This window comes from Aeromonas sp. 5HA1 (assembly GCF_029237245.1).
In the GTDB taxonomy this organism is placed as follows: domain Bacteria; phylum Pseudomonadota; class Gammaproteobacteria; order Enterobacterales; family Aeromonadaceae; genus Aeromonas; species Aeromonas salmonicida.
This window is the reverse complement of the sequence record NZ_JAACFW010000029.1, coordinates 1-23,788: the sequence shown is the minus strand read 5'-3', so window position 1 is coordinate 23,788 and position 23,788 is coordinate 1. Positions and strand designations below refer to the sequence as shown.

The 23,788-nt window shown below is 60.8% G+C and carries 15 protein-coding genes; 8 read left to right on the top strand and 7 right to left on the bottom strand.

Features of this window, described 5'->3' with window-relative positions; all coding sequences use genetic code 11:
• Nucleotides 1-87: 87 nt before the first annotated feature.
• Nucleotides 88-2,352 (bottom strand): 5-methyltetrahydropteroyltriglutamate--homocysteine S-methyltransferase, encoded by a 2,265-nt coding sequence (metE, locus tag GWQ27_RS20030; protein ID WP_275908161.1) that lies wholly within the window; start codon nucleotides 2,350-2,352, stop codon nucleotides 88-90.
• 230 nt (nucleotides 2,353-2,582) lie between these two features.
• Between metE and GWQ27_RS20025 the strand changes: the two genes are divergently transcribed.
• Nucleotides 2,583-3,503, top strand: coding sequence for a LysR substrate-binding domain-containing protein (locus GWQ27_RS20025; RefSeq protein WP_275908160.1), 921 nt, complete (start codon nucleotides 2,583-2,585; stop codon nucleotides 3,501-3,503).
• Between the two features lie 47 nt (nucleotides 3,504-3,550).
• Here the strand turns inward: GWQ27_RS20025 and GWQ27_RS20020 are convergent, their stop codons facing one another.
• From GWQ27_RS20020 to GWQ27_RS20010, 3 genes are all read right to left on the bottom strand, one after another.
• Nucleotides 3,551-4,321, bottom strand: a complete 771-nt coding sequence (locus tag GWQ27_RS20020) for a siderophore ferric iron reductase (RefSeq protein ID WP_099993522.1) — start codon at nucleotides 4,319-4,321, stop codon at nucleotides 3,551-3,553.
• An 89-nt stretch (nucleotides 4,322-4,410) separates the two neighbouring features.
• Nucleotides 4,411-6,546: a TonB-dependent siderophore receptor gene (locus GWQ27_RS20015; RefSeq protein ID WP_275908159.1), complete on the bottom strand. Its 2,136-nt coding sequence runs from the start codon at nucleotides 6,544-6,546 to the stop codon at nucleotides 4,411-4,413.
• Between the two features lie 292 nt (nucleotides 6,547-6,838).
• Complete coding sequence (locus GWQ27_RS20010) at nucleotides 6,839-7,750, bottom strand: AraC family transcriptional regulator (protein WP_192873215.1); 912 nt, start codon at nucleotides 7,748-7,750, stop codon at nucleotides 6,839-6,841.
• A 291-nt stretch (nucleotides 7,751-8,041) separates the two neighbouring features.
• Between GWQ27_RS20010 and GWQ27_RS20005 the strand changes: the two genes are divergently transcribed.
• Nucleotides 8,042-8,782, top strand: a complete 741-nt coding sequence (locus GWQ27_RS20005) for an SDR family oxidoreductase (RefSeq protein ID WP_275908158.1) — start codon at nucleotides 8,042-8,044, stop codon at nucleotides 8,780-8,782.
• 85 nt (nucleotides 8,783-8,867) lie between these two features.
• On the opposite strand, the gene GWQ27_RS20000 is transcribed toward GWQ27_RS20005, so the two are convergent.
• A complete protein-coding gene (locus GWQ27_RS20000; protein WP_021138227.1) occupies nucleotides 8,868-9,773 on the bottom strand; it encodes a LysR family transcriptional regulator in 906 nt (301 codons plus the stop codon).
• Nucleotides 9,774-9,874: 101 nt separating this feature from the next.
• Here GWQ27_RS20000 and GWQ27_RS19995 point away from each other — a divergent pair, with 101 nt between their 5' ends.
• The 3 genes from GWQ27_RS19995 (at nucleotide 9,875) to GWQ27_RS19985 (ending at nucleotide 13,291) form a co-directional block, all read left to right on the top strand.
• Nucleotides 9,875-10,513, top strand: a complete 639-nt coding sequence (locus GWQ27_RS19995; RefSeq protein WP_169046227.1) for an NAD(P)-dependent oxidoreductase — start codon at nucleotides 9,875-9,877, stop codon at nucleotides 10,511-10,513.
• Between the two features lie 447 nt (nucleotides 10,514-10,960).
• The gene (locus GWQ27_RS19990; RefSeq protein WP_275908157.1) at nucleotides 10,961-12,031 is read left to right on the top strand and encodes a 2-oxoglutarate and iron-dependent oxygenase domain-containing protein; all 1,071 of its coding nucleotides are present in this window, start codon (nucleotides 10,961-10,963) and stop codon (nucleotides 12,029-12,031) included.
• Nucleotides 12,032-12,127: 96 nt separating this feature from the next.
• The gene (locus GWQ27_RS19985) at nucleotides 12,128-13,291 is read left to right on the top strand and encodes a PLP-dependent aspartate aminotransferase family protein (protein ID WP_275908156.1); all 1,164 of its coding nucleotides are present in this window, start codon (nucleotides 12,128-12,130) and stop codon (nucleotides 13,289-13,291) included.
• Between the two features lie 139 nt (nucleotides 13,292-13,430).
• On the opposite strand, the gene GWQ27_RS19980 is transcribed toward GWQ27_RS19985, so the two are convergent.
• Together GWQ27_RS19980 and asd are read right to left on the bottom strand one after the other, a co-directional pair.
• Nucleotides 13,431-16,211, bottom strand: a complete 2,781-nt coding sequence (locus tag GWQ27_RS19980; protein ID WP_275908155.1) for a pitrilysin family protein — start codon at nucleotides 16,209-16,211, stop codon at nucleotides 13,431-13,433.
• 601 nt (nucleotides 16,212-16,812) lie between these two features.
• The gene (gene asd, locus GWQ27_RS19975; RefSeq protein ID WP_125602200.1) at nucleotides 16,813-17,928 is read right to left on the bottom strand and encodes an aspartate-semialdehyde dehydrogenase; all 1,116 of its coding nucleotides are present in this window, start codon (nucleotides 17,926-17,928) and stop codon (nucleotides 16,813-16,815) included.
• 364 nt (nucleotides 17,929-18,292) lie between these two features.
• On the opposite strand from asd, the gene ycaO reads away from it, so the two are divergent.
• The 3 genes from ycaO to pflB all read left to right on the top strand — a co-directional run bounded on the left by ycaO (nucleotide 18,293) and on the right by pflB (nucleotide 23,611).
• Entirely contained in the window at nucleotides 18,293-20,053 is a 1,761-nt protein-coding gene (gene ycaO / locus GWQ27_RS19970) for a 30S ribosomal protein S12 methylthiotransferase accessory factor YcaO (RefSeq protein WP_275908154.1), read from the top strand.
• Nucleotides 20,054-20,434: 381 nt separating this feature from the next.
• Nucleotides 20,435-21,283 (top strand): formate transporter FocA, encoded by an 849-nt coding sequence (gene focA / locus GWQ27_RS19965; RefSeq protein ID WP_005310913.1) that lies wholly within the window; start codon nucleotides 20,435-20,437, stop codon nucleotides 21,281-21,283.
• 45 nt (nucleotides 21,284-21,328) lie between these two features.
• Complete coding sequence (gene pflB / locus GWQ27_RS19960) at nucleotides 21,329-23,611, top strand: formate C-acetyltransferase (protein ID WP_005310911.1); 2,283 nt, start codon at nucleotides 21,329-21,331, stop codon at nucleotides 23,609-23,611.
• Nucleotides 23,612-23,788: the final 177 nt, after the last annotated feature.

The following is a 23,788-nucleotide window of genomic DNA, read 5'->3' as shown; positions in this document are numbered from 1 at the left end:
TGCAGCGCTGCTCTTTGGTCTGCACGCTAGATTTTCACTCTAGATTTCCACTCTAGATTCCCACTCTGATTTGCACGCTTGCCGGGATCAGGCCAGCTCGGTCCGCAGCGCCTTGGTGGCATTGACCATCACCTTGAGTGCGGCTTCAGTCTCTTCCCAGCCCCGTGTCTTGAGGCCGCAATCCGGGTTGACCCAGAGCCGATCCGCCGGGATCTGCTTGGCTGCCTTGCGGATCAGATCCTCAATCCAGCTCTGGCTCGGCACGTTCGGCGAGTGGATGTCATACACGCCAGGCCCGATCTCGTTGGGGTAGTTGAAGCGCTCGAACGCTTCAAGCAACTGCATCTGGCTGCGGCTGGTCTCTATGGTGATCACGTCCGCATCCAACGCCGCCACCGCCTCTATGATGAGGTTGAAATCGCTATAACACATGTGGGTGTGGATCTGGGTGCTGTCCACCACCGGGCTTGCGCTCAGGCGGAAGGCGCGCACCGCCCAGTCCAGATAGGCCTGGTGATCCTGCTTGCGCAGGGGCAGCCCTTCACGGATCGCAGGCTCGTCGATCTGGATGATCTTGATACCGGCGGCTTCCAGATCCGCCACCTCGTCACGAATGGCCAGACCAATCTGCAGAGCAGACTGCTCGCGGCTCACGTCTTCCCGCGGGAAGGACCAGCAGAGAATGGTCACGGGCCCGGTCAGCATCCCCTTGACCGGCTTGTCGGTCAGGCTCTGGGCAAACTTGGTCCATTCGAGGGTCATGGGGGTCGGGCGGTCGATATCCGTGGTGATCACCGGCGGCTTGACGCAGCGGGAGCCATAGCTCTGTACCCAGCCGAAGCGGGTGATGGCAAAGCCGTCCAGCAGCTCGCCGAAGTACTCCACCATATCGTTGCGCTCGGCCTCGCCGTGCACCAGCACGTCCAGCCCGATGGCTTCCTGGCGCTCGATGGCATCCTTGATCTGGGCCTGAATGCCCGCCTCATAGGCGCTATCGTCGATACGACCGGCCCGCCACTCCTGACGCAACACCCGAATTTCCGAGGTCTGCGGGAATGAGCCGATGGTGGTGGTAGGCAGCAGCGGCAGCTTGAGATCATTGCGCTGGGCCTGCGCCCTCACCGGATAGGCACTCTGGCGGTCGAAGTCGCTGTTGGTCAGGCTGGCCAGACGAGACTGCACCGCTTTCTTGTGGACCCGGCTGTCGGACTCCCGATCCACGATGGGCTGACTGTAAGCGGTGATCTTGTCCAGATCCCCTCCGTCCAGGTAGTCGGAGAGCAGCCCCAGCTCGTAGCACTTTTGCAGGGCGAAGGCGAACCAGCTGCGGGTCTGGGGATCCAGCTCGTGCTCCAGGGTCAAGTCCACCGGGCTGTGCAGCAGGGAACAGGAAGAGGCAACCCAGAGCCGCTCGCCGAGCTTCTCTTTCAGTGCTTTCAGCGTCGGCGCCAGCTTGGCCAGGTTGGCACGCCAGACGTTGCGACCATTGATCACCCCGGCCGAGAGGACCCACTGGGCCGGCAAGTGCGGGACCAGGGTCTCCAGCTGCTCGGGGGCGGCCACCAGATCCAGGTGCAGGCCATCCACCTTCAGGCTGGTGATGATGTCGCGCTGATGGGCCACTGAGCCGAAATAGGTGGTGAGCAGCAGCTTGCAGGGGCCGCTCAGGCGCTCATAGGCGTTGAGGTAGGCCAGGCGCCACTCGTCCGGCAGGTCCAGCGCCAGGGCCGGCTCGTCGATCTGCACCCACTCCACCCCTTGCGCGGCCAGCTTGGCCAGTATCTCCTGATAGACGATCAGCAGGCGGTCGAGCAGTTCGAGACGGGAGAAGCCGCTCTCTTTCTCCTTGCCAAGCCACAGATAGGAGACGGGCCCCAGCAGCACCGCCTTGACCGGCAGCCCCAGCGCCTTAGCCTCTTCCACTTCGTCAAACAGTTGGCTCCAGCCCAGCTTGAAGCGCTGATCACGGCTGAACTCGGGTACCAGGTAGTGGTAGTTGGTATTGAACCACTTGGTCATCTCGGCGGCGGCGGCAGACGGGCCGGTCGGCGCACGGCCACGGGCCACCCGGAACAGGGTGTCGAGATCGGTATCCCCATGGCGGTGGCGGGCAGGCACAGCATCCACCAGCAAACTGGTGCCGAGCACTTGGTCGTACCAGGCAAAATCCCCCACCGGCAGCAGGTTGACCCCGGCGGTGCGCTGGGCTTGCCAGTGGCGATCACGCAGGCTCTTGCCGGTGGCGATGAGTTCTGCCTGAGTGGTCTCGCCACGCCAGTAGGATTCGAGGGCAAATTTCAGCTCGCGCTTGGCGCCGATACGGGGGAAGCCCAGTGTGTGTGCTCGTGTCATAGGTCCAATTCCTTATGCTCATTCATCTGATGGGAAACTGGATGATTTGGCCATCCAGATGTTTACACATCCAAAATGACAAGATAAGGTGGCCTTGGCTATTGAATACTCTTCAACTGGCTCTCAAATAATCCGCAACTAACGTGCAAGAGCGTCTTCAACGGACATGTAAGAGAGCGTTCAACGGATATGCAAGAAAGCCTTCAACTGATGCAACAAGGAGCCACGTCATGGCAGTGCCAAGCAATTCAGGCCTGGAAATCAAACACTTGAGAACCCTGACCGCATTGGCCGAGCAAGGGTCGCTGGCCGGCGCGGCGCAGAGCCTGAATCTGACCCAGTCGGCCCTCTCCCATCAGCTCAAAGAGCTGGAGACCCGTCTTGGCCTGGAGCTTTTCCTTCGCAAGAGCCGCCCCCTGGTGCTGACGGCGGCGGGCCAGCAGTTGCTGGCTCTTGCGCGCCAGGTGCTGCCCGCCCTGGCACAGACCGAGAAACAGCTGCAGGCCCTGCACAGCGGTGACGCGGGCCGGTTGCATCTGGCGCTGGACTGCCACAGCTGCATTCAGTGGCTGCTGCCGCTCTTGCCCGATTTTCGTCGCCAGTGGCCCGGGGTGGATCTGGAGGTGGAATCGGTGCCCGGCTTTGATGCCATCAATGCCCTGCTCGGCGGTCAGCTCGACTTGCTGCTCACCTCGGACGTACAGGCCCGCGGGGATCTCCACTTCGAGCCGCTGTTCGCCTTCGATCTCACCCTGGTAATGGCGCCGGATCACCCTCTATGCCACCAGAGCCGGATCACCCCGGAGGATCTCAAGCAGGAGGTGCTGCTGGTCTACCCGGTGGAGCGGGCCCGCATGGACGTGTTCAGCCGCTTCCTGCAACCGGCCGGGGTCGAGCCCGCCCGCTGCAAGCTGGTGGACAATACTTCCGTCATGCTGCAGATGGCCGCCGCCGGGCTCGGCGTCGCTGCCCTGCCGCGCTGGGCCAGCGAGGAGTTTGTGCGTCAGGGACTGCTTGAGGCCAGGCCACTCGGCAACGGTGTGCGCCGCCACATGTATGGGGCCGTGCGCGCCGCCGACAAGGATCAGCCCTGTTTGCAGAGCCTGTTCGAGCGCATTCGCAGCAAGATGGGTGAGCAGAAAGAGGCGTAAAAAAGCCGCCCCTGGGGCGGCTTGCGATGAGTCGGGAGCCAGCGCCCTCAGGGTTCGTCCTGGCAGTGGGTGGCACCATCTCGCCTCGGGCAGTTGGCGCAGAGCTCGCCATCGCGGCGCTTGTAGTGCAGGCAGCAGCGCTGGCGCACATAACCGGGGGACAGCGTATCGGCCGGGATCGATGCCGGACGCCACCCCGCCAGATGCTCGGCCGGCAGGCCACAGGCGGCGAGCCAGCGCGGCGCATGTTCGCTCACCTGCTCACGGCTGACATGGGTGAAAAAGTCTGGCACCCGCACCAGGGCCGCCAGCAGATCATCGGCCAGCAGCGGGCGCACGAAACCCGGTCTGAGTCGCTGCACCCCGCCCAGCAGCGCGAACAGCGCCTGCCAGTGGGCTTGCAGCCGCTCGCCCGCCACCTTGATCAACAGACTGACGTCCCCCTTGATCATGGGGTCGGCCGGCAGGGTAAAACCGGATACCACGCCATCCTGATAGTCCTGCCCCATGCGATCGACGGCGGGGACGGCGCCCAACCGATAAACAGCCGCCATGGTCAGATAGAGGGATTGCCAGCAGAGCATGCCCCAGCTGCGGGTCAGCCAGTAGGCCGGCCCCGCCTCAGGGTGCGCCAGCCGCCAGTGATCATATAGCGCCGCCGCCACCTCGGCCGGGGTTGAATGGGGGGGAGCCGCCAGCAGATGAGGCCTGTCCCCCACTCCCGCCAGCCGCCCCTTGAGCGAAGGAATAACCCCGGCCGCGACGGCAAACAGGGCCCCATGATCCGCAAGCGCACTAGCCTGTGTATCCGTGGTCAGTTCCTCAAGCCCACCGGCCCCGGTGAACTGGCGATTATCGCGGACTGCCAGTGGTGCAGCGGGCCCCGGGACTGGCCCGGGGCGCAGGGTCAGAATACGTATTTGAGTCGCGCCTCCACATTGCGCTCTGCCCCGAACCAGCAGTTGTTCTGGTCATAGCAGGAGTAGTAGGTCTTGTTAAAGAGGTTGCTGGCACTCACCGAGGCCTCCACCCCCTTCAGACGCTGGCTGAGTTGGGCCAGATCGTAGGACGCCGCCATGTCCATCAGCAGGTAATCCGGTACCCTGTCCGTGTTGGCGGCATCAAGCTGTGCCTCCCCCACGTAACGCAGACCCGCCCCCAGCCGTAAACCGTTATCCAGCTGGTAGTTGCTCCAGAGGGATGCCATCTGTTTGGGCACCCAGACCGGGGTCTTGCCCTGCAGGCTGGTGGTATCGCGGGTGATCTCCATGTCCTGGCGGGTATAACTCAGCGCCAGATCCAGCTGGCTGGTGAGATCGACTCGTCCCTCCAGCTCGACGCCCCTGGAGACCATCTCTCCGGTCTGCAGCTTGGGCCCATAGACGTTGTCCGGATCCGTCACCAGCGCATTTTGCTTGGTGATGTGGAAGACCGAGGCGGTAAAGGTCTTGCTCATGTCCTCGGAAAGATACTTGAGCCCACCCTCCCACTGATGGCCTGTGGCAGGGTCAAAAGCCTTGCCGCTCTTGTCCGCCCCCGCTACCGGCTCGAAGCTCTCGGCATAGCTCACATAGGGCGAGAGGCCATGATCCAGCTCGTACAAGGCGCCGAGGCGGAAGGAGAGGTTGTCCTGATCAATCTGGGCCAGGGTGTTGCTCGCCGCTCCCTGATAGAGGGTCTGGCTGTCGGTGTCCATCCGGTAGCTGTCGTAGCGGGCACCGCCTATGGCCACCAGCCTGTTCAGTCGCACCTGATCCTGCAGATAGACGCCGGTCTGGGACTGGCGGATGGTCTTGCTGTCCTGATAGTTGAAGGTGAGGGCCGCCGGCACTATCTGGCTGTGGTTCGGGTTGAAGATGTCGATGGCGGGGGCGGAATAGTCGAGGGTGTCCCGGTAGAGAATGCGGGCATCCAGATACTGGTAATCGACCCCGAGCAACAGGTTGTGCCGGGCGCTGCCAGTCATCACCTTGCCTGCCAGCTGGTTGTCGATGACAAAGCCTCTGGACTCTTCATCGGTCAGATAGGCATTGCGGGCCAGAGTGCGGTGGTCCGCCGCCAGCGCCGCATTGTAGGTGTTCTGCTGGTTAGCCGAGGCGTCCATGTAGCGGGCGTTTTGCAGCAGTTGCCAGTTGTCGTTGAAGTCGTGGCTCAGCTTGTAGCCAAGCAGGGTCACCTCCCGGCTGTAGTGGTTCCAATTCTCGTCGCCGAGGAAGCTATCGCTGCCAAGCTGGCCCAGGGGATTGGACTTGACCGAGCCGCTGGCCGGCACTGTGGTGTAGATGCCCGCTTGCGGGTCTTTCTGGTAGTAGAGGTTCAGGTTGAGCAGGGTACGATCACTCAACTGCCAGTCCAGCGATGGCGCGAACACATAGCGCTCCTCCTGTGAAGTCACCGCCTGCCCCTCCTTCTGGCGGGCCAGTCCCACCAGCCGATAGGCAAGTTGCTCATTGATGGCGCCCGTGCTGTCGAGGGTCAGCTCCTTGAGGATGCCGGTGCCCGTCGCCACGCTGAGGCTGTGTCTGGCCTCACGTTGCGGCCGCTTGGCAATGAGGTTGACCATGCCCCCCGGCGGCATGCTGCCGTAGAGCACCGAGGTCGGCCCCTTGAACACCTCCAGCTGCTCTATGGCCACCGGATCTATCTGGGGTTGCAGGTTCCAGTCGTTGTATTGCAGCAAGAGGCCGTCGTAGAAGTTCTGGTAGTTGTCAAAGCCACGGATATTGAACAGGTCCAGCCGGTTGACCGCCCCGCCGCGCAGCTCGGTATTGACGCCGGGCACGTAGCGCAGCGCCTCGCTCACCGAGCTCACACCACGCTGCTCCAGGGTCTCGCCGTCCACCACTGAGATGGCCTGGGGCGTCTCCATGGGGTCGAGCCGGGTCTTGGTCGCCGTGTTGCGATAGGTCTGGCCCAGTACCGTCAGGGTTTCATCGGCCACCGCGCCTTGCGCATTGGACGTGGGGGCGGCCAGCACGGGGCCGGCCAACAGGGCGGAGATGGTCGCGGCGACCAGGGTCAATGGGGGGTGAACAAGTTGCATCTGATCCTCGACTGCTTGGCACAAGTTAATGGTAACAAATCTCATTTGCATTTTATTGTGCTAATTTGCTCTCGAATTAACAATTTGGGGCATGTCGGCAGGAAGAAGGGCAAAAGAGGGGCAAGAAAAGCCCCATTCGAAGACCGGTCATGTCAGTGGAGAAAGACCTTGAATTCAAATGGCTATCTTTTCTAAAGGCAGGCTTTAATGAGATGGCTGCCAATGGCGGGGTGCCACTGCACTTGATACAGGCCGGACGATGGGCGCCCTGCCGCTAAACGACTCACTGGGTTCAGCCCTGGCGGGGGGCTATGGGCAACCAGTACTCCATGTGGGCATCGGGTTGCAGACCATCGAAGCCTAAGGCGTAACGCTCCAGCTCGAAACCATCCAGCCCCCGATAACCCGAGGCTGGCAGCCAGTGCAAGATGAACCAGTTGAGGGTCTGCCCCAGCTGGCTGATGGGGCCGACGTGGGTAAGCACGGCGTACTCCTGGGGCGGAATGGCCAGACGAGCCAGCCCGTTCGGCGGCTCGCTCCCCTCCTCTGCCGCCACGCCCGCCCAGTAGGCCAGCTGCTCCCCCGCCCCTGACACATCCACCACGCCGATCAGATCGCAGGCCCTGTCCAGGCCGCCGGCACTGCGCAAGGCACGCCAGATGGCGGGCACCGTCTGCTGAAAATCGGGCGAGCTGGCAAAGAGCCCGCGGATCAGTCCCCTGACCCCCTGCAGCATGAAACCCGACTGGCTCTCGACCCTTACCTGCACCAATCGGGGAGTATTGGCAAGCGGCATAGGCGCTCGCACCAGCGGGGTGCGCAATCCCAGCCGCAGACCCCGTTTGCGATAGGCCAGCGGCGAGCAGCCGAACTGCTGCTTGAAGGCACGGCTGAAGCTCACCTCGGAACCAAATCCGTAGTTCAGCGCCAGATCCAGCACCCGCTGGCGGCTCGTGAGCAGCGCCTCCGCCGCCAGGCTCAGCTTGAGCTCGCGCACATAGTGGGCCACCGTCAGCCCTGTCTCGTGCAGGAAGACCCGCTGCAACTGCCAGCGCGACCAGCAGCTCTGCTCGGCCAGCTGCTCCAGCGACAATGGCTGATCCAGATGCCCGTGGATGTAGTCGAGCACCCGCTCGATGCGGGTGAAATGGGCGCTCGCCTGTGGCACAGGGCCAGGGGATGCGAGGGGGAAGGTCGGTGTCATCGGGTGGTCGGGATCGCTGCCAACAGAGGGGCACGCTCGCCCAAGTGGCCACATTAAACATGGCCGCTGCCCCGGCGGCAAGTGGTCTGCGGCCACCGGCGAACAGCGCACGCCCCGTTTGTGGCTCAACCCCCCGCGCTCACCTAAGCCCTCAACAAGGCCGTCAAGCCAGGTTGTCAGACTGTCACAAAAGTGACGCGTTTCCCTGTCAGATTGTTTGAAAACAAATATATCAATTAGATTTGAAAGCCCATAAAGTCCTCGTTCGAATCTTTTTCAGGGAGAGCCAAGATGAAGAAAATTGCCTTGATCACCGGAGCCCGTGGCGGCATCGGATCCGCCATCACCACTGCCTTGCTGGCCCAGGGGTATCGCATCATCGCCACCCACTCCAGCGGCAACAGTGCGGCGGCCCACGACTGGTACGGGGAGCAGGGCTATCGGCCGGATCAGGTGCGGCTGCTGCCGCTGGACGTGGCCGACACCGCCATGTGCCGCGAGACCCTGGGTCGCCTGTTGCAAGACGAGGGCCGGGTGGACGTGCTGGTCAACAACGCCGGCATCACCCGGGATGGCGCCTTCAAGCGCATGGCGCCAGAGCAGTGGTTCGAGGTGATCCACACCAATCTGTGCAGCCTCTACAACGTGACCCAGCCGCTGTTCGACGCCATGTGCGAGCAGCGCGATGCCCGCATCATCAACATCTCCTCGGTCAACGGCCAGAAGGGACAGTTCGGTCAGGTCAACTACTCGGCGGCCAAGGCGGGCATGCTGGGCTTTACCAAGGCGCTGGCGGCGGAAGGAGCCCGCTTCGGGGTCACGGTCAACGCCATCGCCCCCGGTTACACAGCCACCCCCATGGTGGAGGCGATCCGCAGCGATATCCTCGACAGCATCAAGGCCGACATTCCGCTGCGCCGCCTCGCCAAGCCGGAGGAGATCGCCGCCGCCGTGGCCTTCCTCGCGAGCGAAGCGGGCGCCTATATCACGGGGGAAACCCTGGCCATCAACGGCGGCCTTTATATGAAATAGCGCCGGAGTCAAGGCGAACGACAGAGGGCAGCCAACAGGCTGCCCTCTGTGTTTGCAAGTCGGGACGAGCAGGTTGCCACCCGGCTCAGGGGCGCGCCGGCACGGCCCCCGAGGGCTCGGCGAAGTGGCTGCGCAGGGCCGTGATCACCCGCCGCACCTTCTCCGGGATCTCCCGCTGCGGGGTGATGGCATGGATCTCCATGGGCGGCACCCGAAATCCCGGCAGCAACTCCAGCAGCCGACCCTGGGCGAGATCCTCGGCGATCTCCCCCTCGGGTTGCAGCGAGACCCCCTGCCCCGCCAGGGTGAACTGGCGCAGCGGCAGCACGTTGTTGCACACCACCCTGGGCTTGGGTTTGACCTTGTGACCCTGCCCCTTGTCGTCGAAGAAGGTCAGGCCCCCGCTCAGCATGTCCGCCGCCAGCCAGTCGTGTTCCAGCAGATCTGCCGGACTGCGCGGGGTGCCCTTGCGCGCCAGATAGGCGGGCGAGGCACACAGCAGCATCCGGGTCTGACCCAGCTTGCGCGCCACCAGGCTGGAGTCGGACAGGGTACCGACCCGCAGCGCCACGTCGATGCGCTCGGCGATGAGATCCCGCTTCTCGTCGTCGGCGATGATCTGGATGCACAGGCCGGGATGGGCCTGCAACAGGGGCGACAAGGCCCGCGCCAGCGGCTGGCCCGCCATCCCCACGGGCGCCGTGATCCGCACTTCGCCGAGCAGGCTGTCGCGCACCTCGGAAAGGCGCAGCTCGGTCTGGTTCAGCGTCTGTTGCAGCGACTGGCACCCCTGCCACACCACTTCCCCCGCCTCGGTCAGGTTGAGGCGACGGGTGGAACGGTGCAGCAGGGTGAGGCCCAGCAGGCTCTCCAATTGGCTGATATGCTGACTGACGGCGGAGGGGGTCATGCCAAGGGCCTTGGCGGCGCCCGTCATGCTGCCCGCCTCCACCACGGCGGCAAAGATGGCGTAACGTCTGAGCTGTTCCATTATTAAATCCAGCTTACAAGTTAATCAATTTTACAGTCGATTATTAAATCACATTTGACGGAGTAGGATAGCCCCATTCCAACAGTGAAGGAGAATCACCCATGAAAATTGCCCTGATCGGTGCCAGCGGTTTTGTCGGTACAGCCATCCTCAATGAAGCCGTCAGCCGCGGCCATCACGTCACCGCCATCGTCCGCGATGTCAGCAAGGTGGCTGCCCACCCGCAGGTCACCGCCGTGGCGGTAGATGCCCAGAACCCACAGGCACTGGCCGAGGTGCTCAAGGGGCACGACAGGGTGATCAGCGCCTACAACCCGGGCTGGAGTGCACCGGACATCTACGACCAGTACCTCAAAGGGGCCAAGGCCATCGTCGCGGCGGCTGTGACCGCCCGCAGCTGGTTGCTGGTGGTCGGTGGTGCCGGCAGCCTGGAAATCGCCCCCGGCGTACAGCTGGTAGATACCCCGGACTTCCCGGCCGAGTGGAAGCAGGGCGCACTGGCGGCCCGCGACGGTCTCACCGCCCTGCGCCGTGAAACCACCCTCGACTGGCGTTTCGTCTCCCCGCCAGTGTTCCTGGAACCGGGCGACAAGCGCGGTGGCTATCACCTCGGTGGCGATCAGGTGCTCTTCAGCGGTGACAAGCCTGCCGGGATCACGGTCGGCGATCTGGCCGATGGCGTGCTGAACGAGGTGGAAAAACCGGCCCACCTGCGCCAGCGCTTTACTCTGGGCTACTGAGTGGGCAACCGAGTGAGCGCGCTCACCGATCAGGCCCTTGCCTGATCCCTGCTCAAAGCACACAGCAAGAAGGGAGGCATCAGCCTCCCTTCTTGTTTCGCGTTTCCGATAGTCCAGGCTCAATCCCGCCAGTGAACGCTATGCCAGCCAGCCGCGTGCTCTCGCAATAGCCGGGAGCCCGCTGTGCTGATGGGACAGTCGGAACACAGCCCCGTTAACCGCTCAATAAACACCCACCCGAATGGGTGTCGAATTCTATTTCGATTTTTGTATATAACTAAGAATAATTTGTTGTTTCCGTCTTATAACGCCGAACAGTAGCATCACCCTCAATCCAAATGGCGCCATCTTTACCGGTCGGCCCGGTGTGTCACCACCGACCCGCGCTGTCATGTTTGCACTGAGTCGTCGGGAAAGCCCCGGCACTCAGAAAATGAGGAGGTGCACATGGAACATTCACCACTGCCAATCATCGATCTCGCCGCCCTTGGTGGCGCCCCTGCGACTCGTCGCCAGATGCTGGCCAAGCTTGGCCGGGCGGCCCGCGACATCGGCTTTTTCTATCTGACAGGCCATGGCCTGAGCGAGGCGCAGCAGCAAGAGACCCTGGCGCTGGCGGCCCGCTTCTTCGCCCTGCCGGAGCAGGAAAAACGTGCGGTGCAGATGGTACACTCCCCCCATTTTCGCGGTTACAACCAGGTGGGCGCCGAACTCACCCGCCAGCGGCCGGACCGGCGGGAGCAGTTCGACATCATGAATGAGACGCCTGCGCTGGCAGAGGACGAGATCCATGCCCCCTGGCAGCGGCTGATAGGCCCCAACCAGTGGCCTGCCGCCCTGCCCGAGATGAAAGCGCATCTGCTGGCCTGGCAGGATCGCCTCAGCGACATCACCCTCACCCTGCTCGACGCCTTCGCCGAGGTGCTGGCGCAGCCGCAGGGAGTGTTCGATGCCAGCATTCGCGGCAAGCCCTATCAGCACATGAAGCTCATCCACTATCCGGGACGCGAAGCAGGTAGCAGCAGCCAGGGAGTGGGCGCCCACAAGGATCCCGGCTACCTGACCCTGGTGATGCAGGACGATCACTCCGGGCTTGAGGTAGAGACGGCGGCAGGCTGGACCCCGGCGCCGCCCCTGCCGGGGGCGCTGGTGGTCAATATCGGCGAGTTGCTTGAGCTGGCCTCCAACGGCTACCTCAAGGCCACCCTGCACAGGGTGGTGAGCCCGCCGCCGGGGGTATCGCGCCTCTCCTGCGCCTTCTTTATGGCGGCGCGGCTCGATGCCACAGTGCCGCTGCTGACCCTGTCGCCGAGTCTGGCGGCGCAGGCGCAAGGCCCCGAGAGCGACCCCGCCAACCCGCTCTTCTATCAGGTGGGGGAAAACGTGCTGAAAGGACGGTTGCGCTCCCACCCGGATGTAGCGGCGCGCCACTATACCGCCGACCCGGCTTCAGCCAACGAACAGATGGCAAGCGGGCAGACAACAAGCAGCGAGCGGCGCGAACCGCAGCCAGCCTGACTCTGCCATACCTATTAAACGGGGGACGCCGTGGCGTCCCGCCACCCGGATAACACAAGCAGTTAAGCCACAGCCTGGCAATGACGGAGTAATAGAATGAAATTCAAGACAATGAGCGTGCACAGCGGCCAACGGATCGATCCCCAGACCGGCGCCCTCACCACACCGCTTTACCAGAGCAGCACCTTCAGCTACTTCAATGCCCAGGCGGGCAAGGAGCGTTTCGCGGGTCAAGCCCCCGGCTTTATCTACAGCCGCTTTGGCAATCCCACCACAGCCGAGCTGGAGCAAAAACTGGCGGCCCTTGAGGGCGCCGACGAGGCGCTGGTGGTGGCGAGCGGCATGGCGGCGGTGAGCGCCATCATGTATGCCCTGGCCGACAGCGGCGATGAAGTGGCCTACATAGGTCCGCTCTACGGCGGCACCGATGCGTTTCTCAAGCAGACCTTCAGCCGCGCCGGCATCAAGGTCACCGCCTATGAGAGCGATCAGGATCTGCTGGCCAACATTCGTCCCGCCACCAAGGTGGTACTGTTCGAAACCCTGACCAACCCCACCCTCAAAGTGGTGGATCCACGCATCGTGGTGCAGGCGGCCCGCAAGGTGGGCGCCATCACCGTGTGTGACAACACCTTCCTCACTCCCTATCTGTTGCGCCCGCTCGAGCTTGGTATCGACATAGTGATGCACAGCGGTACCAAATATCTGGGCGGCCACGGCGACATCATCGCCGGGGTAGTGGCCGGCTCCCACGCGCTGATGAAATCCATCCGCACCGTGGCGCTCAAGCACATCGGCTCCCCCATAGGCCCGCAGGAGGCCTACCTGCTGCAACGGGGAGTCAAGACCCTGCCCCTGCGCATGGATGCCCACCTGCACAACGCGCAGAAAGTGGCCGAGTTCCTGGCCGTTCACCCGGCGGTGAAGAAGGTGATCTACCCGGGCCTCGTCAGCCACCCGGGCCACGATGCCCTCGGCGCCTTCGCCAGCGGCTTTGGCGGCATGGTGAGCATAGAGCTTGAAGGGGGCTTTGCGCGCTGCGCCACCCTGCTCGACAACCTGCAACTGTTCGTGCAGGCGGTGAGCCTTGGCGATCTCGAGAGCCTGGCCTGCCATCCGGCCAGCACCACCCACGCCGCCATGGACGAAGCGAGCCGTCTCGCCGCCGGAGTGAATGACGATCTCATTCGCTTCAGCATTGGCGTGGAGGACGCCGACGATCTGATCGCCGATCTGGCAGCGGCGCTGGCCCTCGTCTGACGGACAAAGGCTAACCTTTACGGCTGGCAGACAATCTGACGTACAAAGAGCCCGCCCCATCGCTGTGATGGGGCGGGCTCTTTTATGGCTGCCTTACCTGCCGGCACGAGGTGATGGCGTGGCGAGCCAACAGTCGATGTCAGAAACCGAGCGCCACCCGCTTCACCGGCCAGCCCAAGGTCGCCAGTTCAGGGGCCAGTATCTTGGCATCCCCCACGACCACTATCACCATGTCATCGGGATCGAGCCAGCGCCGGGCAAGGTCTCTCAGGGTCAACGCCGACAGCTGGCTGACCGCCTGCACCCGCTGCTCCACGTAATTTTGCGGCCACTTATCCAGCAAGATGGGCAACATGTAATCCACCTCCTGGGGCAGTGTCTCGTAATCCAGCGCCTGGCGGTTGAGCACACCTTCACGCAGGGTTCTCACCTCCAGCCGGGTGGGGCCCTGCCGCTGGTATTTATCGAGCTCCTGCAAGATCTGCTGCAAGGCGGCCCGGGTGACGTCGGTGCGCACACTGCTCTCCAGCAAGAAATGACCCGCCTTGCTGTTGCCATTGAATGAGGGGTGGATGCCATAGGTATACCCCAGCTCTTCCCTCAGCCGAATATGAAGACGATCCGTCAAGGAAGCATTCATCAACCGGGCCAGAAACTGCTCACCAACCGCATCGCTCGCCATGGCACGACGGCCCATGCGAACAAGGCTCTGGCTGGCACCGGGATTGTCCACCAGATAGATGGCGCGTCTGGCCTGCTGGCCGGTAAACCCGAGAGGCTGCAAGGTGGGTGACTGCCCCTCTGGCTCAACCAGAAAAGAGAGTGCACTCATCACCTTCTCCTGCGCCAGATCGCCGCTCACTACGACCCGGGCCTCACCGCTGCGATACACGGAGTGATAGAAGGCTCGCACGTCATCCAGGGTCAGCGTCTGCCACTGGGCCTGCGGATCCGGCACCCTGGCCAGTCCGTCGATCAGCGCATAAAACTGCTGGTCGGCCTGCCACTGCGGATCCCTTGCCTGTTGTTTCAGCCATTGCCGGGTCTCGAGCTTGATGCGCTGGAAGTCCGTCGGGCGCAAGGCCGGCTGAAGCAGCAGCTCCCGCACCAGGGCCAGCGTCTCGTCAAAGTGGGAGGTCACGCCCTGTATCCAGACAGTGCTGTGGCTACCGTCATGACCAAAACTGAGTCTGGCGCCCAACTGACGCACTCGCTCCTCAATGGAGGCCAGCTGCCAACGCTCGCTGCCCTGGAAGAGCATGCCGGCTGTCAGCTCCGCCAGTCCGGCCTTGCCATCCGGCTCGGCCATCCGTCCGCCGGGCCAATGTATGCTCATGGCAAAGGCCGGCACCTCGTCGCTGTAGTGACCGAGCAGTGAGACCCTATCCCCCAGGCTGGCTTGCCACAGGGTCGGTATGGGCACCGCCAGAGCACCGCCACTTGCGGGCATCTTGCTCCTGTCGAGGGTTTCCTTGACAAGGCGGGGGACTAGCCGGGTGTGGGACAAGCTCGGTGGCAAGGGGGGCGGCTCGACAAAATTGGCAGGATCTGCCTGCCATTCGAGGTGATCCCCGGGCACGACGCTCAGCACCACCCTGGGTTTTTGCAGTACATAACGTTGCAGCACCCGCTGCAGATCGGCGGGGGTTACCCTCGCTATTCGCTCGAGATAGCGATGAAAATAATTGGGATCCTGAAACAGGCTATGCCCGGTACTCAACTGCTCGGCCTTGCCAGCCACGCTGTCGAGCGACCAGATGAGATCGGCACGCAAGGCATTGGCCGAGTGGTCGATCTGGGCTTTGGAGGCCCCATCCCGAGCAAAACGGGCGATGACATTGTCTATTTCGTTCTTGATGGGCCCAAGCTCCGCCCCCTGCGCCAGATTGGGGATCGCCCTGATCACCAGCATGCAGGCGAGCACACCGCACTCATGGTTGGCAAAGACAGACACCAGCTTGCCACTTTGTTGCAGCTGCTGTTGCAGCACGCCACTGGCTGAGCCACCCAATTGGTCGGCCAGCAGGTCCAGGGCTTCAAAGCCGGGTTCCCGGGCAGAGACGGTGGGATAGGCCAGCACCAGCATAGGCTCAGCGACCTGATCAACCAGAGTGCGGTAGCGGCTCTTTTTCAGGGCAACAGGCCGGGTCACTGAACGGGACAGCTTGGGGCCTGCAGGCAGGGTGCCGAAATACCGTTCGACCCAGGCCAGGGTTTGCGCCGGCTGGATATCGCCACCTATCACCAGAGTGGCGTTGTTGGGGCCATACCAGCGCAGGAAGAACTGGCGTACATCCTCCAGAGTGAGACGATCCAGATCCTCGACTCGCCCGAATGGCGTATTGAAGTAGGGGTGATTGGGTGGGTAGAGGGTACGATTCAGCACCTCCGGCACCCGACCATAGGCTGGCCCGTCGACAAACTCGGCGCGCTCGTTTTTGGCGACGTCACGCTTGGCATCAAACTTCTGCTGATAGAGGCTATCGAGCAGGAATCCCATCCGATCCGACTCCAGCCAGAGCACTTTTTCCAACTGGTTGGCCGGCACCGTCTGGTAATAGCGGGTCTGATCCCGCGTCGTCAGCCCGTTGATGCCACGCCCCCCCACCTGTTGCAACAGACGGGTATGCCCCAGCTTCCCCACGTGGGCCGAGCCCTGGAACATCATGTGTTCAAAGAGGTGGGCCATACCGGACTGACCCGGCGCCTCTTCGGCCAACCCGACCCGATAATTCATCTCTACATAGACCAGAGGATCGGAGTGATCCTGCGTCAGGATCACCGTCAGGCCATTATCCAGCCGATATTGCTGATAGGGCACCATCAGCGGATTGCTGCCCTTTTTCTGCTCCTTGACCAGCACTGGACCAGCGAGGGCAACAACACTGAAGAAATACAATACACTCCACACGACTCTCATGTTATGTCCCAATTCTCAAGCCTGAACATTATTATTGTTTTCTGTTGTTGCACTTATTTCATATTCATATCAGTCGCCAGCTGCACAGCAATTTGCCTGCCTATCCGCAGGGATATGTGGCCATGGCCCTCGCCTCACTGACAGCCACATGGATGCCACATGGATACATAGTTTCGTGGTGACATATCGGCATACAGGCGGGCACGAGGGGCCAAGGCCGCCAGTGTAATCAATCGGAGTCTTGAGGGATATCCTGCAGACTCCTTCATTTGTAACAAACCATAAGATAACAAGGGCAGCAGCTTAATAGCGGCCAGCCCGTACATTATTTCAAATAAAGATGAATCATCCCTGCTTTCGGCAACTCAGACCGTGAACGGATACTGCATGAAAATAGTGAAACATGGCTATTGAGCCAGAGAAAAATAATGGGTTGCGAAGTGATGCTACCCGTTCACTTAATAACAAAACTGTCGGTGTCAATACAAAGGGCAACACAGCCGACATAGCCCTGGCTGGCACACAGCGTAGATATCAAAAAGAGGCAAAAAAACAGGGGGCCTGAGCCCCCTGTCCTTTCGTTATCCATTGTCTATCAACTTCAGCCACGGGCTAGCAGTATGTTGAGCATGCGGCGCAGGGGCTCGGCGGCGCCCCACAGCAGCTGGTCACCCACGGTGAAGGCGGCCAGGTATTCCGGACCCATGTTGAGCTTGCGCAGACGCCCCACCGGTATGCTGAGGGTACCGGTGACGGCGGCCGGTGTCAGCTCGCGGGCGGTTATGTCGCGATCGTTGGGGATCACTTTCACCCAGTCATTGTGGGCAGCCAGCAGGGCTTCGATCTCCGCCAGCGGCACGTCTTTTTTGAGTTTGATGGTGAATGCCTGGCTGTGGCAGCGCAGGGCACCGATCCGCACGCACAGACCATCCACCGGAATGGCGGCATCTTCGATCCCCAGGATCTTGTTGGTCTCGGCCTGGCCCTTCCACTCTTCGCGGCTCTGGCCGTTGTCGAGCTTGGTGTCAATCCAGGGGATGAGGCCACCGGCCAGCGGCACGCCGAAGTTGTCCACCGGCAAGGTGCCGGAGCGGGTCTTCTCGGTGATCTTGCGCTCTATGTCGAGGATGGCAGAGGCGGGATCCGCCAGCTCCACCGCCACTTCGTCGCGCAGCAGGCCCATTTGGGTGACCAGCTCGCGCATGTGACGCGCGCCACCGCCCGATGCAGCCTGATAGGTCGCCACACTGACCCACTCCACCAGATCGGCCTTGAACAGGCCACCCAGGGCCAGCAGCATCAGGCTGACGGTGCAGTTGCCACCGACGAAGGTCTTGAGCCCCTTGTCCAGCGCCTGTTCGATGACGTCACCGTTGACCGGATCCAGTATGATGACGGCGTCTTTTTCCATCCGCAGGGAGGAGGCGGCGTCAATCCAGTAACCTTGCCAGCCAGCGGCCTTCAGGCGGGGATAGACATCCTTGGTGTAGTCGCCGCCTTGCGCCGTGATGATGATATCCTGCTTGGCCAGCGCCGCGATATCGAAGGCATCCTGCAAGGTACCGGCATCCACGCCGAAGTTGGGGGCGGCCTCACCGGCCTGGGAGGTGGTGAAGAAGGTGGGTTGAATACGGGCAAAATCCTTCTCTTCCTGCATCCGGCTCATCAATACCGAGCCCACCATGCCACGCCAACCGACCAAACCTACTTTTTTCATAATGTCCTACCCTGGATAGCTGTTATAGAAACTGTGTATTGAAACCCGTAACCCCTTGTCCGACGCGGGCCGTTCACAAGTAGATTACAAAATACGTGTTGCGAAAAATGCGTCTGTCCACATTACGGATTGTGACGGCAGGTGCAAGTCGAATTGCGCAATATTCTGTGCCGTTCGCTGCAATATCCGCCAGCCCGCCGCTGCCTTGGCCGCCAAGCGGGTATCCCCCAGCGTCTTGCGCAAGGTTGGCGCAGGATCAACGCTGGGGCTCCCGGGTTCCAATCCTGTTTTTTGCCTGCCAAACGGGCTGACCCCTGCTATTATCTGCGGCCAAACATGAGCCAATAAAAATCAGGATATTGTGATGACCGACCACACTTTTATTCCCGGCAAGGACGCGGCACTGGAAGACTCCATCGACCGTTTCCAGACCAAGCTGCAAGCCCTGGGGTTTGATATTGAAGAGGCCTCCTGGCTCAACCCTGTGCCCAACGTCTGGTCCGTACACATCCGGGACAAGGAGTGCGCCCTCTGTTTCACCAACGGCAAGGGTGCCAGCAAGAAGGCGGCCCTCGCCTCGGCCCTTGGCGAATATTTCGAACGCCTCTCCACCAACTACTTCTTCGCCGACTTCTATCTGGGCGAGCAGGTGGCGAACGGTGATTTCGTTCACTACCCGAACGAGAAGTGGTTCCCCATCGAGGGTGACCAGTTCCCGGCCGGTCTGCTCGACCCCTTCACTCGCAAGTTCTACAACCCGGACGGTGAAGTGACCGCCGACATGCTGGTGGATCTGCAGTCGAACAACGAGGAGCTCGGCATCGTCGCCCTGCCCTTCGAGCGTCAGTCTGACCACGAGACCGTCTATATCCCGATGAACATCATCGGCAACCTCTATGTTTCCAACGGCATGAGCGCCGGCAACACCCGCACCGAGGCGCGCACTCAGGCGCTCTCCGAGGTGTTCGAGCGCCACGTGAAGAACAAGATCATCGCCGAGGCCCTGAGCCTGCCGCTGATCCCGAGTGAGGTGATTGCCCGTTACCCCGGGATTGCCGCCTCCATCGCCGCACTCGAGGCCGAAGGCTTCCCCATCTACAGCTTCGATGCCTCCCTGGGCGGCCGCTATCCGGTCATCTGCGTGGTGCTGCTCAATCCGAGCAACGGCACCTGCTTTGCCTCCTTCGGCGCCCACCCGCGCTTCGAAGTGGCCTTTGAGCGAACCGTCACCGAGCTGCTGCAAGGCCGTGGCTTGAAGGATCTGGACGTGTTCGTGCCGCCGTCATTCGACAATGAGCAGGTGGCGGATCACCATAATCTGGAAACCCACTTCATCGACTCCTCCGGCCTCATCAGCTGGGATCTGTTCAAGCAGGATACGGATTTCGAGTTTGCTGACTGGGATTTCCGCGGCACCTCCCAGGAGGAGTTCGACCACCTGATCGGCATCTTCCACGAGCTGGAGCAGCCGGTCTACATCGCCGACTATGAGCATCTGGGCGTCTACGCCTGCCGTATTCTGGTGCCCGGCATGTCCGACATCTACCCGGCCGAAGACTTGCTGCTGGCCAACAACAACATGGGTGCCAACCTGCGGGAAGTGATCCTGGCGCTGCCGTCCCTGGAGTGGGAAAGCGATCAGTACATGGCGTTGTTCGATCAACTGGACGAAGAAGGGCATGATGAACGTACCCGGGTGCGCGAACTGCTCGGCATCGCCGCCGCCAAGGGCACAGCCCTGCACACCCTGCGGGTGGGCGAGCTCAAAGCCATGCTGGCACTGGCCGCCGGTGAGCTGGAGACGGCGCTGGATCTCATCGACTGGACCATGGAGTTCAACCAGTCCGTGTTCCCGGCTGATCGCGCCAACTATTACCGTGCGCTGCGCGCCTGTGTCGAGCTGTTCATCGACGAGGAGCGTGATCCTGAGCAGTACCGCGCCGTCTTTACCCGCATGTACGGGGAAGAGACCCTGGCCCATGCCTGGGCCAACGCCCGCGGTGAAGCCCGCTTCCACGGACTGGAGGCGGCGGATCTGTCGCTCGCCCAGTTCCCGCTGCACCAGAAGCTGCTGGCCGCTTACGAGAAACTGCAAAAAGCCAAACGAGCCCATAGCTGGGCCTGATGTGATAGTCTGTTGAAGGGGCCTTGATGGCCCCTTCTGTTATATGGCGTCCTGGCGAGAGGTTTGTTATTCAAAGATGAAATAAAAAACAAAAAATACCCCTAAGGGGATTGGCAGCCCAGGGGGCATGATGCGGAACGGATGCAAAGATGCCTTGCCAGTGCCTGTTTTATGACTTGACAAAGAAATTCTTTAAAATCATTGCATTAAAAAAGCACTATTTCTGTTTCAGCTGAAACCTGGTGTAAAGAACGGCTTCCAGAGGACTCAAATATTTGTAGTAAAATTACATTCACAATCTGCAATTCTTGATCGGAGTCAATTTTGACGATCTGGCCCTTTGTTATGATTTCCACAGGCAAAACAGCAGGTACATGAGAATTGAAAGCAGAATCTCCCTTTGATTGTCTCAAGCCAGAAGCCATCGCTGCACTGGCAGAAGATATAACCTATGCCAAGGCAACCAAGCCGGCACATAAGGTCATCCCCCTGGCCATCACAGCAGGCGCTTTCATCGCCATCGCTTTTGTCTTTTTCATCACTGTCACCACGGGTGCCGGCGATGTGGCCTGGGGCCTCAGCAAACTGGTCGGCGGCCTTTGTTTCTCCCTCGGTCTTATTCTGTGTGTGCTGCTCGGCGCCGAGCTGTTCACCTCCACGACCCTGACGCTGGTGGCCAAGGCTGCCAACCGCATCACCTGGGGTCAACTGCTCAAGAACTGGGGGCTGGTCTACTTCGGCAACCTCATCGGCGGTCTCATCATAGTCGCGCTCATCATCATGTCGGCCGAGTACACGGCGGCAAATGGCCAATGGGGCCTCAATGCCCTGAAAGTGGCTCAGCACAAGATCCACCACACCTTCTTCGAGGCCCTCGCCCTCGGTATTCTCTGCAACCTCATGGTGTGTCTCGCCGTGTGGATGGCCTTCGGTGCCCGCAGTGCAACCGACAAGGTGATGGTCATGCTGCTCCCGGTGGCCATGTTCGTGGCATCCGGTTTCGAGCACAGCATTGCAAACATGTTTATGATCCCGGTCGGTATCGCTATCCATAGCGTCGCAGGCCCGGAATTTTGGCAGGCCATCGGCCAGGATCCGGCGACCTTTGCCGATCTGACCGTATCCAACTTCGTCCTTCACAACCTCATTCCTGTCACCATAGGTAATATCATTGGTGGTGGCGTCATGGTTGGTCTGACTTACTGGTTTATCTTCCGTCGTCATCATTAAGGATGATTGCGGGATACTACATCAATACCGTGTGAGGTAATGAAAATGGCAGAACTTAACGAACAGTTCCAAAAAGCATGGGAAGGCTTCGCGGCCGGTGAATGGCAGACCTCTGTCAACACCCGTGACTTCATCCAGAAGAACTACACCCCGTATGAAGGTGACGAGTCCTTCCTGGCTGGCGCGACCGAAGCTACCACCAAGCTGTGGGACAAGGTCATGGAAGGCATCAAGATCGAGAACCGCACCCATGCGCCGGTCGATTTTGATACCGACCTGCCCTCCACCATTACCGCTCACGATGCCGGCTATATCGATCAGAGCCTGGAGCAAATTGTAGGTCTGCAGACCGACAAGCCTCTCAAGCGCGCCATCATCGCCAACGGCGGTATCAAGATGGTCAAGACCTCTTGCGAAGTGTACGGTCGTCAACTTGACCCCATGGTCGAGAAGATCTTCACCGAGTACCGCAAGACTCACAACCAGGGCGTGTTCGACGTTTACACCAAGGACATCCTGAACTGCCGCAAGTCCGGCGTCATCACCGGTCTGCCGGATGCCTACGGTCGTGGCCGTATCATCGGTGACTACCGTCGTGTTGCCCTGTACGGCATCGACTTCCTGATGGCCGACAAACTGGCCCAGTTCAAGTCCCTGCAGGCTGATCTGGAAAACGGCGTCAACCTGGAAGCCACCATCCGTCTGCGCGAAGAGATCTCCGAGCAGCACCGTGCCCTGGCACAGATGAAGGTCATGGCTGCCAAATATGGCTGCGATATCTCAGTACCGGCCAAGAACGCCAAAGAAGCCGTACAGTGGACCTACTTCGCCTATCTGGCGGCAGTCAAGTCCCAGAACGGTGCCGCCATGTCCTTCGGTCGTACCTCCAGCTTCCTGGACGTCTACATCGAACGTGACCTGAAAAAAGGCGTGCTCACCGAGCAAGAAGCCCAGGAGCTGATGGACCACATGGTCATGAAGCTGCGTATGGTTCGCTTCCTGCGTACTCCCGAATACGATTCACTGTTCTCCGGCGACCCCATGTGGGCAACCGAGACCCTGGCTGGTATGGGCGTTGATGGCCGTACCCTGGTCACCAAGAACAGCTTCCGTATGCTGAACACCCTGTACACCATGGGCCCGTCCCCTGAGCCGAACCTGACCATACTGTGGTCCGAGCAGCTGCCAATCGGGTTCAAGAAGTACTGCGCCAAGGTATCTATCGAGACCTCTTCCGTTCAGTACGAGAACGATGACCTGATGCGTCCGGACTTCAACAACGATGACTACGCCATCGCTTGCTGTGTGTCCCCGATGATCGTCGGCAAACAGATGCAGTTCTTCGGTGCCCGTGCCAACCTGGCCAAGACCATGCTGTATGCAATCAACGGCGGTATGGACGAGAAACTCAAAATCCAGATCGGTCCCAAGACCGAAATGGTCAAGAGCGAGTACCTCGACTACAACGACGTGATGGATCGTCTGGATCACTTCATGGACTGGCTGGCCAAGCAGTACGTGGCTGCCCTGAACATCATCCATTACATGCACGACAAGTACAGCTACGAAGCCTCCCTGATGGCGCTGCACGACCGTGATGTCTATCGCACCATGGCTTGCGGTATCGCCGGTCTGTCCGTTGCGGCTGACTCCCTGTCTGCCATCAAGTATGCCAAGGTCAAGCCGGTTCGTGACGAAGATGGCGTTGCCATCGACTTCGAAATCGACGGCGAATACCCGCAGTTCGGTAACAACGACGCTCGTGTCGATGACATCGCCTGTGACCTGGTTGAACGCTTCATGAAGAAAATTCAGAAGCTGAACACCTACCGTGGCGCCGTTGCAACCCAGTCCGTACTGACCATCACCTCCAACGTCGTGTATGGCAAGAAGACCGGTAACACCCCGGATGGTCGTCGCTCAGGCGCGCCGTTTGGCCCGGGTGCCAACCCGATGCACGGTCGTGACCAGAAGGGTGCCGTTGCTTCCCTGACGTCCGTTGCCAAGCTGCCGTTCGCTTACGCCAAAGATGGTATCTCCTATACCTTCTCCATCGTGCCGAACGCCCTGGGTAAAGACATGGAATCCCAGAAAGCCAACCTGGCTGGCCTGATGGACGGTTACTTCCATCACGAGTCCAACCTGGAAGGTGGTCAGCACCTGAACGTGAACGTGATGAACCGTGAAATGCTACTGGACGCCATGGAAAACCCGGAGAAATATCCGCAGTTGACCATCCGCGTATCCGGTTATGCCGTTCGCTTCAACTCTTTGACCAAAGAGCAACAGCAAGACGTCATCACCCGTACTTTCACCGCTTCTCTGTAATCGCTTATTGGTAAGCAAGAGTCGCAGTGACTAAAAACCGGCGCCCAGGCGCTAATGCCGATCAGTTAAGGATCCATTGACCGATCCTGCTGATGTGTAAAAATCCGAAACCTGTTGATTTGGTTTCGGATTTTTTATGCGTATCGAACAGGCCCTCGACTTCCTTCACGCCAGCAA